General features: G+C 67.9%; 9 protein-coding genes and 1 riboswitch. Of the genes, 3 read left to right on the top strand and 6 right to left on the bottom strand.

All coding sequences use genetic code 11. From position 1 onward, the window contains the following. Nucleotides 1-68 precede the first annotated feature (68 nt). Nucleotides 69-1,910: a TonB-dependent vitamin B12 receptor gene (btuB, locus tag CKO31_RS02575; RefSeq protein WP_242475100.1), complete on the bottom strand. Its 1,842-nt coding sequence runs from the start codon at nucleotides 1,908-1,910 to the stop codon at nucleotides 69-71. A gap of 261 nt (nucleotides 1,911-2,171) precedes the next feature. Continuing rightward, nucleotides 2,172-2,481: riboswitch (cobalamin riboswitch) on the bottom strand. Between the two features lie 225 nt (nucleotides 2,482-2,706). On the opposite strand from btuB, the gene CKO31_RS02570 reads away from it, so the two are divergent. From CKO31_RS02570 to CKO31_RS02560, 3 genes are all read left to right on the top strand, one after another. Continuing rightward, nucleotides 2,707-5,646 carry a chemotaxis protein CheB gene (locus tag CKO31_RS02570; protein ID WP_200233789.1) on the top strand — a complete coding sequence of 980 codons (2,940 nt, stop codon included), beginning with the start codon at nucleotides 2,707-2,709 and terminating at the stop codon, nucleotides 5,644-5,646. An 87-nt stretch (nucleotides 5,647-5,733) separates the two neighbouring features. After that, on the top strand, nucleotides 5,734-9,210 hold the full coding sequence (locus CKO31_RS02565) for a PAS domain S-box protein (protein WP_200233788.1): 3,477 nt from the start codon (nucleotides 5,734-5,736) through the stop codon (nucleotides 9,208-9,210). Further along, complete coding sequence (locus CKO31_RS02560) at nucleotides 9,210-9,758, top strand: WbuC family cupin fold metalloprotein (protein ID WP_200233787.1); 549 nt, start codon at nucleotides 9,210-9,212, stop codon at nucleotides 9,756-9,758. The genes CKO31_RS02565 and CKO31_RS02560 overlap by 1 nt, the downstream gene beginning before the upstream one ends. A 118-nt stretch (nucleotides 9,759-9,876) precedes the next feature. Here the strand turns inward: CKO31_RS02560 and egtD are convergent, their stop codons facing one another. The 5 genes from egtD to malQ form a co-directional block, all read right to left on the bottom strand. Then, nucleotides 9,877-10,863 carry an L-histidine N(alpha)-methyltransferase gene (gene egtD / locus CKO31_RS02555; protein WP_200233785.1) on the bottom strand — a complete coding sequence of 329 codons (987 nt, stop codon included), beginning with the start codon at nucleotides 10,861-10,863 and terminating at the stop codon, nucleotides 9,877-9,879. Further along, nucleotides 10,860-12,212, bottom strand: a complete 1,353-nt coding sequence (gene egtB, locus CKO31_RS02550) for an ergothioneine biosynthesis protein EgtB (protein WP_200233783.1) — start codon at nucleotides 12,210-12,212, stop codon at nucleotides 10,860-10,862. Before egtB ends, egtD begins: the two co-directional genes overlap by 4 nt. Before the next feature lie 402 nt (nucleotides 12,213-12,614). Next, nucleotides 12,615-13,361 carry a class I SAM-dependent methyltransferase gene (locus tag CKO31_RS02545; protein ID WP_200233781.1) on the bottom strand — a complete coding sequence of 249 codons (747 nt, stop codon included), beginning with the start codon at nucleotides 13,359-13,361 and terminating at the stop codon, nucleotides 12,615-12,617. Between the two features lie 191 nt (nucleotides 13,362-13,552). Further along, complete coding sequence (locus CKO31_RS02540) at nucleotides 13,553-14,755, bottom strand: BtaA family protein (protein WP_200233779.1); 1,203 nt, start codon at nucleotides 14,753-14,755, stop codon at nucleotides 13,553-13,555. Nucleotides 14,756-14,874: 119 nt separating this feature from the next. Continuing rightward, nucleotides 14,875-16,071 (bottom strand): 4-alpha-glucanotransferase, encoded by a 1,197-nt coding sequence (malQ, locus tag CKO31_RS02535; protein ID WP_242475099.1) that lies wholly within the window; start codon nucleotides 16,069-16,071, stop codon nucleotides 14,875-14,877. Nucleotides 16,072-16,193: the final 122 nt, after the last annotated feature.

Genomic DNA, 16,193 nt, shown 5'->3' with positions numbered 1-16,193 from the left:
GGTCGAGGTGCCCAGAGCGAGGAACGAGGCATCAACTCCGGCCTCAGCCCTCAGCCCTCAGCCCCTCCCTAAGGCGTATACCTAAGCGTCACATACAGCCCACGCCCAGGCTGATTGTAGAAGGCCACGGTCTCGTAGTCCTCGTCGAAGACGTTCTCCAGGCGCGCCTGGATTTGCACCGACTCGCTCACCGCGTAGGACGCGCGCAGGTCCAGCAGGCCATAGCCGTCCAGCCGCACGTTGTTGGCCGGGTCGTCGAAGCGCCGCCCGGCGACGAAGACAGTCGCCCCGACGCCGACCTTGTCGAAGCTCCGGTCCAGGTCCAGTCGAAAGGTCTGCTCCGGGCGCCGGGCGAGCAGATTGCCGTCGTCCGGCCCGTCGGCTTCATTGCGCGGGTCGAGCAGGGTCAGGTTGGCCCGGATGTCGGTGCCCAGCAGGCGGCCGACGGTCACGGCCTCAAGGCCGCGGATACGCGCTGCGTCGATGTTCTCGGCGGCGAAGGTGGGCGGCACCAGGGTGATGAGGTCGTCGATGCGGGTCTCGTAGACATTGAGCGACCAGTCCATGGGCCCGGTGCGCCCGGCAAGCCCCAGCTCGGCGCTGCGCGACTCCTCCGGCTCCAGGTCGGGGTTGCCGCCGGCAAAGAACGCATCCCCAGGAAAATAGAGGTCGTTGAAGGTGGGTGCCGTGAAGGCGGTGCCATAGGCGGCGGTGACGCGCAGGTCCGGCGTGATGTCGTAGCCCAGCACCAGGTCGCCGGTGGTGTGACCGCCGAACTGCTCGTTGTCGTCGTGGCGCAGGCTCGCCTTGACCCCGACGGGGCCGAGCCAGGCCTGATACTCGCCGAAGACGCCGATATTGTCCCGCGCGCTCACGGCATAGTCCACGTCGCTGGTGACGCTGTCTTCTTGGTAGTCGACGCCGACGGTGACCAGATGATTGGCGCCCACGGCGACATCGTTCTGCAAGCTCAGGCTGTCGCGGCGGGTGTCGAAGCGGCTCGCAAAGTCGCCGTCGTTGAAGTTGCGCTGCTCGTCCCAGCTGCGCCCTGCGGCCAGCTTGACGTCCCAATAATCCAGCGGGCGCAGGCGCAGATTCACGCCCGCGACTTGCTGCAGGTTCCGGGCCTCGTTCTGGAAGGCGCCGTCGTAGTCCACGTCGGTCTCGGCGCGCAGAAAGTTGGCGTCGATACTCATGCGCTCGGAGATGTCGTAGCCGGCACTGGCGCTGACGCCGTAGTTCGTATAGCCGTCGGCATCCGGCTCGTCGGTGCCGCAGCCGTCGAAGTAGGGGGCGCCGCGCCCGGCACAGGCATCAAAGCCTTGGCTCTGGTCGAAGTTGCCGGAAACGCTGAAGCGACCCTGCTCGCCGCCGCCGCGGATGCCGCCGGCGATGCCCGCGGTCTGGTAGCGCCCGGCGGTGAGGCTGCCGAAGGTCCTGAGCGGCCCGCCGCCGCGGCGGGTGAAGACCTGCACCACGCCGCCGGCCGCCTCGGAGCCGTAGAGGCTGGAGCGCGGGCCGCGCACCACCTCGATGCGCTCGATCTGGTCCACCGGCAGGTTCTGAAACTCGGTCTGCCCCGTGGTAGCGGAGCCCACCTTGATGCCGTCCACCAGGAACAGGATCTGGTTCGGGTTGGCGCCGCGCAGATACAGGCTCGACACCCGCCCGGGGCCGCCGAAGCTCGCAATGGACAGGCCCGGCAGCCCGCGCAGCACGTCGATGGTGCTGCGCGCCTGGGTGCGCTCGATCTCCTCGCGGGTGACGACGCTCACGGGGACCAGGGTGGCATCCGCCGTCTCGGCGGTGCGGGTGGCCGTGACCACCACGGGGTCCACCTCGCTCACGTCTTCGGCCAAGCCGCCCTCGGCGGCGGGATCGGTGTTGGCTCCTTGGCTGGCCGTGGTCAAGGACAGCAGCGATGCTGCCAGGAGCGGAGCGCCGCGACGGCGCTGCCGCGGGCCTCTGTGTGCTGGTTGTGTCATGGAATGCCTCTCGACTCCCCGCGCACCCGCTGGGGATTCGGTGAATACAAGCGCCGAGAGGCAGCAGGCGGCGTGGACGATGGACGAGGCAGGTCGCGCAGGCCGCTGGCCCGCGGAAGCGGGCTCAGGCGATTGCTGCGGCGGGCACACGAGCGGCACCGGCACGCCGACCCCGCCCTCCGCGACGCCGCGAGCATCCGAGGGGCCGGTATCCGGGCTCACGAGTGCGGAGCGCAGCGCCGCGCCCAGGTGGAAAACCGAGCGCTGCGGCTGAATGCGTCCCCGACCGCGACACCTTCCCGCGGCCCCAAGGCCACAGTGGCATGTCGTCGCGGCTAAACTCGCCTACCGTTGCGGGGGCAGCGCCGGCATCACGCGTGGCGGAGTGCGGTGTTTCGCGCACCGCCGACCGCGTTGAACCGGCTTCCCGTTCAACCCCGCCACCGCACAGCTGGTGGCTGACTGCGGCCGGGGCACCCATCGGAAAGCCCGAATATTCTGATGTTTTCCCTCTCGCCACCGCAACCGCGGAGCCTGATGGAGATCAAATTGCAGGCCAATCGGCGAATATCCGTTGCGCAGGCGCTGCGTTTTGGGCGCGCGCCGCAGGGCTCACGCCTGCATCCGGCGCCCCCTCGGACGCCCGATCGGGGTTCGCCCGCAGCAATGGCGTACAATCCGAGGAGATAACGCTGGACAGCAAGCACAGAGCCGTTCTCCCATGCCAGACACCAGCAGCGGCCTCGATCTGCCGCACACCGATGACGCCCCTGCGGACACCAAATTCTATGTCGTCGCCGTCGGTGCCTCCGCCGGCGGCCTGGACGCGCTGGAGCGCTTCTTCCACGGCCTGCCGACGCAATCCGGGGCCGCCTATGTGGTGATCCAGCACCTGTCGCCGGATCACAAGAGCATGATGGGCAATCTGCTCGGCCGCCACACCGGCATGCCCGTGGTCACGGTCGAGGACGGCATGGAGATCAAGCCGGACCGGGTGCACCTGATTCCGCCGGCGAGCGTCATGAGCGTCGCGCGCAACCAGCTGCGCCTGAGTCCGAAGAACCCGCGCGGGCTGACCCTGCCCATCGATCTCTTCTTCACCGCCCTGGCGCGGGAGTTCGGTAAGTTCGCCATCGGCGTGGTGCTCTCGGGCACCGGCTCCGACGGCACCCGCGGCGCGGTGGCCATCAACGACGCCGGCGGCCTGCTCTTGGCGCAGGAGCCCGAATCCGCCAAGTTCGACGGTATGCCGCGCAGCGTCATCGCCACCGGCCTGGTGGACGGCACCCTGCCGCCGGAGGAGCTGGGCCCGCGGGTGATGGACCATATCAGCCAGGCCCCGCGCCCGCGCATCCGCCCGCCCGAGGAAGGCATCACCGCCGACCGCCAGAGCGCGCTGGAAGAGACCATGCACCTGCTGCAACAGCAGGGCGGCATCGACTTCCGCGAATACAAGCCGGCCACGGTGATGCGCCGCATCGAGCGGCGCATGCAGGTGCGCCACGTGCCGGACCTGGATAACTACGCCCGGCTGCTCGACGGCGACCGCACCGAGCTCAACGCCCTGCGCCGGGAGCTGCTGATCCCGGTCACCAGCTTCTTCCGGGATCCGGTAGCCTTCGAGGTGCTGGCGCAGACCGCCATCGACACCATCGTCAAGGAGCGCAGCGAGAACCAGCCGATCCGCATCTGGGTGCCCGGCGCCTCCACCGGCGAGGAGGCATACTCCATCGCCATCCTGTTCGCCGAGGCCTGTACCCGCGCCCGGCGCTGGCCGCCCATCAAGCTGTTCGCGACCGACGTGGAGCAGCACAACGTGGACTTCGGCAGCGCCGGCGTCTTCTCCGAGGCCATCACCACGGAGGTCTCACCGGAGCGCCTGGAGCAGTGGTTCTACAAGCGCGGCAACCATTTCGTCATCAAGAACGAGATCCGCCAGAACATCGTCTTCGCGCGCCACAATCTGCTCCAGGACCCCCCGTTCACGCGCATGGACCTGGTGTCCTGCCGCAACTTGCTGATCTACTTCCGCGCCGAGGCCCAGGAGCGGGCGTTGCGGCGGCTCCAGTATGCGCTGGCCCCGGGTGGCTTCCTCTACTTGGGCTCCAGCGAAACCCTGGCGCAGCTGCAGACGGATTTCACCGCCGTCAACTCCAAGGCCAAGGTGTTCCGGATTCTGCGCCACGTGGCGCTGCCGCTGGAGACCGGGGCCTCACAGCTGCAGCGGCTCACCGGCGGGGCCAGCGCGCATCCGCGGCGCCACTCGCAGAAGGACCGCCAGCTCACCGACGCGGCCGCCATCGAGGCCGGCGAGTCCGTCCTGCTGCGCTCTTACGCCCCCACCAGCCTGCTCCTCAACGCCAACCAAGAGCTGATGCACGTCTTCGGCGACGTGAGTCATTACCTGCGCATCGGCGAGGGAGCCGTCACCCTGGATCTGGCCAAGCTCCTGCCACCGACGCTGGCGCCGGTGGCTCAGGCGCTGCTGCACAAGACCGCCCGCGGGCAAGAGCCGCTGCGCTCGGACCTGCTGACCATGCAGCTGCCGGACGGCAGCAGCGAGCGGCTGCGGCTGGTGGCGCGCAGCGTCTCGCTGGAGCAGGGGGAGGCGCACCTGCTGCTCTCCTTCGAGCCGGACCTGACGCCGGTGGAGGATGTCGCCCCGCTCCGCGGCGACATCGAGACCATGAACATGGATCAGGAGCACGCCGAGCGCGTGCAGACCCTGGAGCGGGAGCTCGCGGCGACCCGCGAGAGCCTGCAGGCCACCATCGAGGAGCTGGAGACCGCCAACGAAGAGCTCCAGGCCACCAACGAGGAGCTCATGGCCTCCAACGAGGAGCTCCAGTCATCCAACGAAGAGCTGCAATCGGTCAACGAGGAGCTCTACACCGTCAACGCCGAGAACCAGGAGAAGATCGAGATCCTCAACCGCCTCAATGCGGACCTGGACAACATGGCCAAGGCAGCTGCCATTGCGACCATCTTCGTCGACGAGAACCTGCTGCTGACGCGCTTCACGCCGGAGGCCACCAGCCTGTTCAAGATTCGCGACGGCGATCTCGGGCGCTCTATCGAAGATTTCACGAACCTCTTGGACTACCCTGAGTTCGTAGAAGAGCTCAAGCGCACCATCATCGCGGGCGAAATGACCCAACGCGAGATCCGCGCCGCCAACGGCCGGCTCTACCTGCTGCGGGTGCTGCCCTACGCGGTGCGCGAGCATGAAGCGCGCGGTGCAGTGGCCACCTTTGTCGACGTCACCGTGCTGCGCGATGCCGAGCGCTTGCAGGCGGTGCTGGACTCTCTGCCGGAGCATGTGGCGCTGCTCGACGACGACGGCGAGGTGAAAATGATCAACCGTGCCTGGCGCGAGTTCGCGTTGAGCCACCATGCCGAGGGCGGCCTCGGCGGACGCTACCCCGGCGCCTGGGCCGGCGAGAGCGGTTTCGACGCAAGCCTGGAGCGCGAGCTGCGAAACGGCCTCGACAAGCTCATCCGCGGCGCCAACGAGAAGCTCTCCATGATCTACCCCTACCACGGCGACGACGGCGAGCGCTGGTTCGCCATGCACGCCGCGCCCATCGTGCATGGCACCGGCGGCATCGTCGTCAGTCATGTGGACATCACCCCCTGGTATCGCGGCATCCCGCCCGACTGACCGCCAAGCCTGCGGCGTGCGCCCCGAGCGTCAGGTCGCGGCCACACAGGACCACGCGAACCGCAGCGGGCGCCGCTCACCGCATCGATGACAAAAACCAAGACGCCCAGCGAGCCGGAGCAGCAAGACCCCGGCACCACCCTGACCGACGCCGACGGGCTGCGCCACCACGCCCTCGATGCCCTGCGCGCCGGGCGCTTCGACTTGGTGGAGCAGGTCGTCGCCGACGGCAATTTGGACATCTCCAAGCTCTTGGAGAATCTGCGCGTCTACCAGGCAGAGCTCGAGATCCAGAACGACGAGCTCCGCGCCAGCGAGCAACAGGCGAGCACGGCGCTGGCCCGCTACACCACGCTCTTCACCAGCCTCCCCATGGCCGGCCTGGTGGTGGACGATTTCGGCCTGGTGCTGGAGGCCAACCCGCAGGCCCGCAGCCTGCTCGCACTGCGCGACGTGCGCTCGCATCAATATTTTCTGGTACGCCTGGTGCATCCGGATGACCGCGGCGCCGTGGTCAGCGCCTTTCAGCGCGCCAAGCAATCCGGGGCCGAGGGCTTGTCGGCGCTGCGCTTCGATGCCGCCGACGGCGGGCGCTTTCAGGCGGAGCTGCACATCGCTCGCCTGCCGGGCAGCGACGACGGTCCGAAGCACTATATTTGCGCCTTGGCGGATCAGACCGAGGTCATTCGCCAGCGCGATGCGCTGGCCCGCGCCTATGACGCGCTGGAGCAAAGCGAAGAGCGCTATCGCGTGCTCGCGGACTTCAGTCCCGACTGGGATTACTGGTATGGCCCGGACGGCGCATTTCGCTATGTGTCGCCGGCCTGCCTGGATATCACCGGCTACAGCGCGGAGGACTTCCGCAATGACGCGGACCTGTTCGAGCGGATCATCCACCCGGAAGACCGCCCCAAGTGGTGGCCGCATTTGCAGGGGGCGGACGAGAGCGGCGACACGGACACCTGTCGGCCGGAGCTCCGCATTATCACCCGCAGCGGAGAGACACGCTGGATCGAGCACGTGTGCCGTCCGGTCATGGCACCCGACGGGCGCTATCTCGGCCGCCGCGGCGTCAACCGCGACATCACCAAGCGCCACGAAGCACGCGAGGCCCTGCGCGCCAGCGAGGCGCGCTTTCGCTCCGTCTTCGACGCCGCCCCCATCGGCATAGCCATGGTCGGCGGCGACGGCCGGGCGGTGATGACCAACCCTGCCCTGCAGAGCTTCCTCGGCTACAGCGCCGCGGAGCTGCAAGGCCTCAGCTTCCACGACTACACCCATCCGGACGACATCGCCCAGGACACCCAGCTCTTCGCCGAGCTGCGTGCCGGCCAGCGCCGCAGCTACACCCGCGACAAGCGCTATCTGCGCAAGGACGGGAGCATCGTGTGGGGCCGGCTGACGGTGGCGCTCATCGACAGCGCCGACGGCGAGCGCTATGCCCTCGGCATGATCGCGGACATCGACGAGCAGCGCGCCGCCGAGCGGGCACTGCGCGACAACGACCGCCGCTACCGCGCCCTGTTCGAATCCGCCGGCGAGGGCATGGCCGTCATCCAGGACGGCGTGTTCAAGTCCTGTAACCGGGCCATCCTGCGGATGCTCGGCTACGACGATTGCACGAGGCTCCTCGGCAAGCGCCCGGCAGACCTCTCGCCGCCGAGCCAACTGGACGGCCAGTCTTCCGTGGAAAAGGAGCGGCGCCTGCTCGCCCAAGCCGACGGCGAGCGCGTGGCGCGCTTCGAGTGGGAGCACCAGCGCAGCGACGGCTCGATCTTGCCGGTGGAAGTCACGCTGATCCCAGTGCATATCGACGGCCGCCCGGCACACTACGCCATCTGGTACGACCTCACCGACCGCCGCGTGGCCGAGGAGCGGGAAGAGCGCGCGCGCACGGTGTTCGAGAACACCTCCGAGGGTATCGTCGTCACCGACCCCGAGCAGCGCATCATCGCCGTCAATCGCGCCTTCACGGAGATCACCGGCTACACCGAAGACGAGGTCCTGGGCCACACGCCCCGCCTCCTCCAGTCCGGACGCCAGGACGAAAGCTTCTACCAGGCCATGTGGGCATCGCTGACGCGCACGGGGCAATGGCGCGGGCAGTTCTGGAACCGGCGCAAGAACGGCGAGATCTACCCGCAGCTCAGCACCATCAGCGCCGTTTACGACGCCGGCGGGCGACTCACCAACTACATCGCCGTGTTCGGCGATATCACCCAGCTCAAGCGCTCCGAAGAGGCCCTCTACGAGCTGGCCCACAAAGACCCCCTGACCGGACTGGCCAACCGCACCCTGCTGCGGGCCCGCCTGGAGCAATGTCTGCACCGCGCCGGCCGCGACGGCACCATGCTGGCACTGCTGTTCCTGGACCTCGACCTATTCAAAAACGTCAACGACACCCTGGGCCATCCAGTGGGGGATGCGCTGCTGCAAAGCGTCGCCAACGCCATGGCCGACGCCTTGCCCGACGCCGACAGCATCGCCCGCCTGGGCGGAGACGAGTTCATCGTCCTGCTCGAAGATATGGGCGAGCCGAACACCGCCGCCCAGCTGGCACGGACGCTGCTAGAGGTCTTCAGCCAGCCCTTCCCGGCCCAAGACCGGGAGCTGCACATCACCGCCAGCATCGGCATCAGCGTCTTCCCCGTGGACGGCAAAGACATGGACGCCCTGCTCGCCAACGCCGATGTCGCCATGTACCGGGCCAAGGAGCAGGGCCGCAACACCTATCGCTTCTTCAAGCCGGAAATGACCGCCGGCGCCGCCGAGCGCCTGCGCCTGGAAAACGCCCTGCGCGGCGCGCTCGCCCGCGACGAGCTCAAGCTCCAGTACCAGCCCCAGGTGCGCCTCGATGACAGCTGCATGTACGGCGCCGAGGTGCTTATGCGCTGGCACCACCCAGAGCTCGGCATCGTGCCGCCGGCGCGGTTCATTCCCATTGCCGAAGAGCTGGGCCTCATCGTGGACCTCGGCGCCTGGGTGCTGGCCCGCGCCTGCCGGCAATTGGCGGCCTGGGATGCCCGCGGCCTGTTGGTCCCGCGACTGGCCGTGAACCTCTCTGTAGTCCAGCTGGAGCGCCCGTCGCTGGTGGAGGAAGTCGACGCAGCCGTCCAAGAGAGCGGCATCGAGCCGGACCGCCTGGAGCTCGAGGTCACCGAGTCCATGCTCATGCGCCACGCCGAGCAGGTCATCGCCAACCTGGCCGCCCTGCGTGACATGGGCATCACCATCGCCGTGGACGACTTCGGCTCCGGCTTCTCGTCGCTGGCCTATCTCAAGCGCCTGCCCATCCATCGGCTCAAGATCGACAAGGTCTTCGTCGATCACCTCACTGCGAACGCCAACGACGACGCCATCGCCCGGGCCGTCATCGCGCTGGGCCGCGGCCTTGGACTGGAGGTCATCGCCGAAGGCGTCGAGACAGAAGTCCAGGCCGACTTTCTGCGCCGCGAGGGCTGTGCCGAGGCCCAAGGCTTCCTGTTCGGGCGCCCCATGTCCGCCGCGGAGCTGGAGGCGTTCATTGCCGACGGCGGCGCAGTGCAGCTAAAGCCCGAGGCTTAATGTCGACTGCGGCCTGTCTTGGCATCGACACCGACGGCGCCCGAGACCATCGATCAGGCACCATGAAGATCATCGACAACGACCTCTTCCGCACCCTCTGCGAGCGCGCCGACGCGGACTCCCGCCGACGCGCCCACCACCTGCTGCACGCAAGCCACGACGAGCCCGTGCAGCGCATGCTGATCGCCATCCAGCCAGGCACCTACTTCCGCCCGCACCGCCACAGCGACCCGCCCAAGTGGGAGCTCATGCTGGTGCTGAAGGGTGCCGCCGCCTGGCTCGGCTTCGACGACTCCGGCACGCTCACGGCGCGGCACGAGGCCGGCGCCCACCGCGGCGCCAAGGGCCTGGAGTACCCCGAAGGCGTCTGGCACGCCCTGGTGTGCCTGGCAGCGGACACGGTGCTGTTCGAGTGCAAGCAAGGCCCCTTTGCCCCGACCCAGCCACAGGACTTTGCGCCCTGGTCACCGGCCGAGGACGACCCGCGGGCGGGCGACGCCGTGCGCTGGATGCTGCGGGCGCAGCCGGGGGAGAAGTTTGAAGTTTGAAGTGCGACACCCGGTGCATCTTGGCCTGTTTGCGCTGGACCTTTTCCCATACCGCGCCCGCCCCCGCCAACACATCATGCTCCGCGCGGATCGCAGGCGCCCCGTCACTGCCAGGCGCTCACTCCCACACCAGACAGTGCACGCTGAATAGCTCGTCCGGGTCGGTCCAAACCTGCTCGGCGGTGAAGCCGGCCTCGGCGGCTAGGGCATGGAAGCCGTCGATGCGATACTTGTAGGAGCACTCGGTGTGGATGCTCTCGCCTTCCGTGAAAGCGAAGGTCTCGCCGGCCACCTGGACCTGCTGCGACTTGGTGCTGATCAGGTGCATCTCCACGCGACTCAGCTCGGCGTTGAAAACGGCCTCGTGGCGGAAGGCGTCGAGGTCGAAGTCGGCGCCCAGCTCGCGGTTGATGCGCGTGAGCAGGTTCAGGTTGAAGGCGGCGGTAACGCCGTCGGCGTCGTTGTAGGCGGCCTCCAGGCGGTGCTTGTCCTTGATCAGGTCCACGCCGATCAGGAGCCGCCCACCGGGGCCGAGAATTTGCCCCACCCGCGCCATGAAGCGCGCCGCCGCGTCCGGCTCGAAGTTGCCCACCGACGAGCCCGGGAAGAAGGCCGCCCGCGGGTGGTCGTGGTGGTCCACCGGCAGCACGAAGGCGCTGGAATAGTCGGCGCAGACCGCATGCACGTCGAGCCCCGGGAAGGCCGCCGCCAAGTCCTCGGCGGACTGCAGCAGATGCTCCTTGGAGATGTCCACGGGCATGTAGACGGCGGGCCGCAGCGCCTCCAACAGCGTGCGGATCTTGAGACTGGAGCCGCTGCCGAGCTCGATGAGCAGGGCCTCGCGGCCGAGCCGCTCGGCCATCTCGGCGCCGTGTCGTCGCAGAATGCCGATCTCGGTGCGCGTGGGATAGTACTCCGACAGCTCGCAAATGGCGTCGAACAGCCGCGAGCCCTCGGCGTCGTAGAAGAGCTTGGGCGAGAGGCGCTTCTGCGCCAGGGCCAGCCCCGCCAGCACCTCGGCGCGCATGTCCGCGGGCGTCGGGTGCAGGTCGTGGAAGTGTACGCGGCCCGCGGCCGCCGTTGCAGTGGTGGTTTCCGGCTTCATTGTTGGTCCTCCGCCAATCGTATGCCCTTGAACTGCCAGCGCTCGTGGGGGTAGAAGAAATTGCGATAGCTGGCGCGGGTGTGGTCTTGCGAGGTGGCGCAGGAGCCGCCGCGCATGACCATCTGCCCGCACATGAATTTACCGTTGTACTCGCCGAGCGCGCCCGCCGGCGGCCGGTAGCCCGGATAAGCGAGGTAAGCGCTGGAGGTCCACTCCCAACAGTCACCAAAGAGCTGGCGCAGGCCGCCGCCGGCGGTGCGCGCCGGCGCCGGCATCGGGTGCAGCCGGCCCTGGTCGACGCAGTTGCCGGTGACCGGCGCGCCGGCCGCCGCGGCCTCCCATTCGGCCTCCGTCGGCAGCCGCTTGCCCGCCCAGCGGGCGAAGGCCTCCGCCTCGAAGTAGCTGACATGGCAGACGGGCTCTGCCGGGCTCAATGCGCGCAGCCCGCCCAGGGTCATCTGCCGCCAGGCGTCGGCGCTGCCGAGATCGCCCTCGCGGGCACGATCCGCCGGCTCCCAGTATAGCGGTGCGCGCCAGCCGTTGGCCTGCACCGCCGCCCAGCCGTCGGCGAGCCAGAGCGCGGGGTTACGGTAGCCGCCGTCGTTGATGAACTCCAGATACTCGGCATTGGTTACCAGCCGATCCGCGAGCCGGTAGGGCCGGAGCAGCACTGGGTGACGCGGTGTCTCGTTGTCGTAGGCGAAGCCAGCGGCAAGATCGGCACCGATCTCATCGCGGCCGCCGTCGAAGTGGAGGTAGGCCGCGGCATCCGGGTCGCCAGCCGGTGCCTGCGGTAAGTCCTCGCGATAGGCCGGCTTGAGCGGGTTGTAGGCCAGGTTGTGCTTGATGTCCGTCACCAGCAGCTCCTGGTGCTGCTGCTCGTGGTTGATGCCGATGGCGAGGCGCTCGGCCACCATGGGCCAGTGCTCGTCGGCGCAGTCCGCCAGCAGCCGGGCCATGCCGGCGTCCACGTGACGGCGGTAGTCATAGACCTCGGCAACCGTGGGCCGGGACAGGAGCCCGCGCTCGGGACGCGGCCAGAAGCCGGTCTCGGTCTGCTCGTAGTAGGAATTGAACAGATACTCGAAGCGCGGGTGGAAGACTCGATAGCCGGGCAGGAAGGGCCGCAGCAGGAAGGTCTCGAAGAACCAAGACACGTGGGCGATATGCCAGCGCGGGGGGCTGGTCTCCACGGCGGTCTGGAGCACATAGTCCTCGACGGCCAGGGGCTCGCAGAGCTGCTCGCTCAGGGCGCGTACGCGGCCATAGTCGGCGGCGAGGCGGGATCGCGCGTCGGCGGCAGATGCTCCGCCCGCAGATTGCTGGAGGGATGACGAGTCTTGCTGCATGAGAACCTCCCTTTGTGTCGGGTGCGCGGCTGCCAGCGCCTGTCACCCGGGGCTCGTGCGGGTGCGCGGCGCGTGCCGGGCGGTATCGGCGGTTGCTGTTTCGCTGCTGTATTGATCTGCTGCCCGTCTCGCGGCGATGCGGCGATCCGGATAAAGGGCAGCGGGGCTACCGTGCTTGCGCTGAGGCTGCGGGGACTGAGCTTGTTGGCGTTATGGGTGCCGGCAGCGGGATGCGGGCACCAAGGGCGAGTGGAACGAGACGTTCGCTGGGTGCCGCAACTGGCTGAATGACGGACGGGTGGCGCATGGTCACCGGGGTGCAGGCTCGGATTTGCCGTCCGAGGATGGCGGAAGAAACCGAGAATTCAACCGTGCTGGCGACGCCTGGGCACGGCCGGGCGCTTACCCGCTGTTGCTGCCGACGAAGCGATAATAGGGCACCCGCGCCAGAGGCAGATAGGGGACCGGGGCCAGGGTCTCAGTGAGCCTATGCTCGGGCAGGCGCTCGCGCAGGGCCCGCAGGTGTGCCGGATCGGGCCGCACGCCGTCGTGCGCGAACCATCGCGGCCAGAAGTTGCGGCTGATCCAGCCGTGGCGGGCGAGTCCGGCGACAGGCTCGGGCTCGGAGACGTAGAAGTCCACCACGCCGAGCACGCCGCCCGGCTTCAGCATGGCCAGGGCATTGTCGAGCGCCGCCCGCCAGTCCGGGATCATGGTCAGGGCATAGGAGAAATAGACGGCGTCCACCGGGGCCGCCGGCTGCCAAGCACAGGCGTCCGCCTCGATGATCTGCACATTGCTGCGGTCCGCGAAGCGCCGGCGCGCCTCCGCCAGTAAAGGCGCGCAGAGGTCCACCACCTGCATGCGCCCCAGGCGCTGAAGCCGCTCGCCGAGGAACAACAGGTTGCGACCGGTGCCGCCGCCGAGCTCCGCGACCTGCGCACCGTCCAGCGTGCCGCGCTGCTCGGCGACGGCGCGGAGCAGATCATCCAGCATTTCGGCGCGACCGTGCAGCAAGCGCTCCCGGAAGGCGTCGTACTGGCTCGCCTGGGGCCCGTAGAAGGCGGCCAGGCGCTCGGCATGGTCTCCGTGCCCGGGCTGCCCGCGCAGCATGGACCAGAGCACCCGGGCATCGCCGGCTAGGGACATGACCACAGCGGACGGTGCAGTGTATTGCGTCTCATAGACCAAGAATCTCGCAAGAGCCGCTGCGGCAGCTGCGCTGTCGCGCCCACGGGGGTTGGCGTAACGGCCGTCGCAGTCGTCATCGACTCACGCCAGCAAACGCGAGCCCCAGCCCGCACCCCTGTGGGGCGTGCTCATCGCCACCGCCCGTCGCCTCAGGCGAGCACGTCCGCGACATGGAAGCCGGCGTAGGTGTGCACGCGGTCCAGGGGCTGCAACGAGGCCGCAAGCTCGGGGTGGAAGCGCAGGCGCGCCTGCAACGGTGTCTGCTCCGGGCCGACCTCCAAGCGCTCCAGATACTGCGGCGCGGCATGGGCACTGCGGAAAATGATGCGCGCATCGTCGCGCGCGCGCTTCAGGATCAGCGACCACTCCTCGGCCAGGGCATCGGGGTGGTAAGAGCTCATCCAGTCCATGTGATCCAGCAGCACGTACTTGGAGTAGCGCCGGTCGCTCTCGGTGAGCAGCTCCGCCACCGTGGCGGTGTGCAGTGAGATGCGATCCACCAGCCCGTCCTTGAGCGCCGTGAAGTTGTCGGGCTTCAGGTACTCCGGACAGCAATGCTCGCTGTAGCTGCCGCGCAGATAGACCATCCAGAAATAGTTGGTCCACACCGGCAGCTGGCGGAAGACATACTCGATGGACTCGCGCACGAAGCCGGCCACGCCGCGCTCATGCTGTTGCTGAACCTCTTTGCGCTGTGGATAAGGTACGCCGAGCATGCTCATGGTGAGCTGCCGCGACAGGGTCCAGTTGACGCCTGGTGTCCAGAACAGCGGGCGGACCTGGTCGTCGTAGATGCGGCGCTGATCATCCAGCGAGCGGGTCTCGAACAGGTCGCGGATGCTGCTGGCCAGACGCGGGCGAAAGCGCAAATAGGCGTGGAAGGACTTGGCGACGATGCCGGAGAGGCCGTGGAAGTAGAAGCTGCCCCTGGGGTTGCCGAACCAGCGCACCCGCTTGTCCCAGAACGCTTGCGCAAAGGGCGAGAGGTGCGGGCGCAGCTGCCAGCGATAGAGCTGCTCAAAGCGTGGATGGTAGCCGCGGCCGAAAGCGGCAAAGAAGTCCTCGAACTCCAGCCGTCGGATGGCGGCCAGCTTCAGCTCCAGCAGCGCGTTCTGCCGGGGATTGGCATCCACGGCGTGGACCTGCTCCGGGCCCAGCAGCACATAGTCGAGCACGTTGCAGCCGGCGCTGGTGATGACCAGCATGCGGTCGCCGGCGCCGATGTTCAGCACCTGGCGGTCCACCGCCGGGTCTTCCCAACAGGTGTTGTAAACGAGTGCCCGGGAGTAGATGGCGTCGAAGACCTTTTGGTCGAATTTGTCCGCCAACGTGGCCTTGGTCTTCGCTGCCATGCCCTCTACGTCTCTTAGCTTCAGAATGAAATCGCGTCAGACTACAGTATGAAGATGACAGTCTGATGGCGCCCTACTGTGGCAATTCTGTCACAGTTGGCCGCCGCAAGCGATGGCGATCAGCGCGCCGGCGCCCGGCCGTAGAGCTGGACCAAGCGTGTCAGGCGGGCTGGCAGCTCCGGCGTCACCTGCTCCCAGGTGAAGCGCCAGACCCAGTTGCCCTGCGCCGTGCCAGGGGTATTCATGCGGTGATCGCCACCCAAGCCCAGCACGTCTTGCATGGGCAATATGGCCAGATTGGCGCGCGAGCCCAGTGCGGTGCGCACCAGCGGCCAGGGCATATCCTCCCCGGGTAGCCCCAGGTATTCGGCCACCGAGCGGCGTGCCTCCTCGGGCAGCGACTCGTACCAGCCGCGCGTCGTGTCGTTGTCATGGGTGCCCGTGTAGACCACGGCATCGCGGCTATGCCGGAACGGCAGGTAGGGATTCTCCGGCCCGCTGTCGAAGGCGAACTGCAGGATCTTCATGCCCGGCATGCGGTACTTCTTGCGCAGCGCCGTCACGGCATCGGTGATGACCCCGAGATCCTCCGCCACCAGCGGCAGGCGGCCGAATTCCTGCTCAAGGCGCGCAAACAGTGCATCGCCCCCGGCCGGCACCCAGCGCCCCTCGATGGCGGTCTCGGCATCGCCGGGCACCTCCCAAAAGGACTCGAAGCCGCGGAAATGGTCGATGCGCACCACATCGAACAACCGCAGCTGGGTGTGCATACGGTCGATCCAGAACTTGTAGTCGCTGGCCGCGAGCCGGTCCCAGCGATACAGCGGATTGCCCCAGCGCTGGCCGGTGGCGGAAAAGTAATCGGGCGGCACGCCGGCGACGTTGCGCGTCTCGCCGGTGTCGGTGAGATCGAAGTCGCCAGGGCGGGCCCAGACTTCCGCGCTGTCGTGGGCGACGAAGATGGGCATATCGCCGAACAGCAGCACGCCGCGCTCACGGGCATGCTCGTGCAGCGCCCGCCACTGGCGAAAGAAGACGAACTGCTCCCAGATCAGGTAGTCCAGCTCGTCGGCGAGGCGCTTGCGCGCCTGCCCAAGGGCGCGTGACTCGCGCCCGCGCAGCCCCTTGGGCCATTGCCACCAGGGCAGCTTGCGCTCGTCGTGGATGGCCTGGTAGAGCACATAGTCATCGAGCCAATAGGCCTGCTCGGCGCAGAAGGTCTCCAGCTCACGCCGCGCTGCGTCGTCGGCGCGCTGCTTGAAGCCGGCGTGCGCCCGGCGCAGGGCCCGCGACTTCGCCGGGGCGTCATAGCCCATGTTTGACATGCTGCGGAAAAATGGGCCCTATAAACAGTATCTTAGTGGTACACAGATGGCGGTTATGGCACTACAGGGTTGGTTTTGGCAGTGAAGGGGCTCGCATTCAAACCACAGTGATT

It is taken from the genome of Thiohalocapsa halophila, assembly GCF_016583825.1.
GTDB classification, from domain to species: Bacteria; Pseudomonadota; Gammaproteobacteria; order Chromatiales; family Chromatiaceae; genus Thiohalocapsa; species Thiohalocapsa halophila.
This window is presented reverse-complemented; position numbering and strand designations above follow the sequence as displayed.

Coding starts and splice junctions, on each gene's coding strand:
- CKO31_RS02570 (WP_200233789.1), top strand. CDS start 2,707: ATGCCAGACACCAGCAGCGGCCTCGATCTGCCGCACACCGATGACGCC.
- CKO31_RS02565 (WP_200233788.1), top strand. CDS start 5,734: ATGACAAAAACCAAGACGCCCAGCGAGCCGGAGCAGCAAGACCCCGGC.
- CKO31_RS02560 (WP_200233787.1), top strand. CDS start 9,210: ATGTCGACTGCGGCCTGTCTTGGCATCGACACCGACGGCGCCCGAGAC.
- egtD (WP_200233785.1), bottom strand. CDS start 10,863: ATGAAGCCGGAAACCACCACTGCAACGGCGGCCGCGGGCCGCGTACAC.
- egtB (WP_200233783.1), bottom strand. CDS start 12,212: ATGCAGCAAGACTCGTCATCCCTCCAGCAATCTGCGGGCGGAGCATCT.
- CKO31_RS02545 (WP_200233781.1), bottom strand. CDS start 13,361: ATGTCCCTAGCCGGCGATGCCCGGGTGCTCTGGTCCATGCTGCGCGGG.
- CKO31_RS02540 (WP_200233779.1), bottom strand. CDS start 14,755: ATGGCAGCGAAGACCAAGGCCACGTTGGCGGACAAATTCGACCAAAAG.
- malQ (WP_242475099.1), bottom strand. CDS start 16,071: ATGGGCTATGACGCCCCGGCGAAGTCGCGGGCCCTGCGCCGGGCGCAC.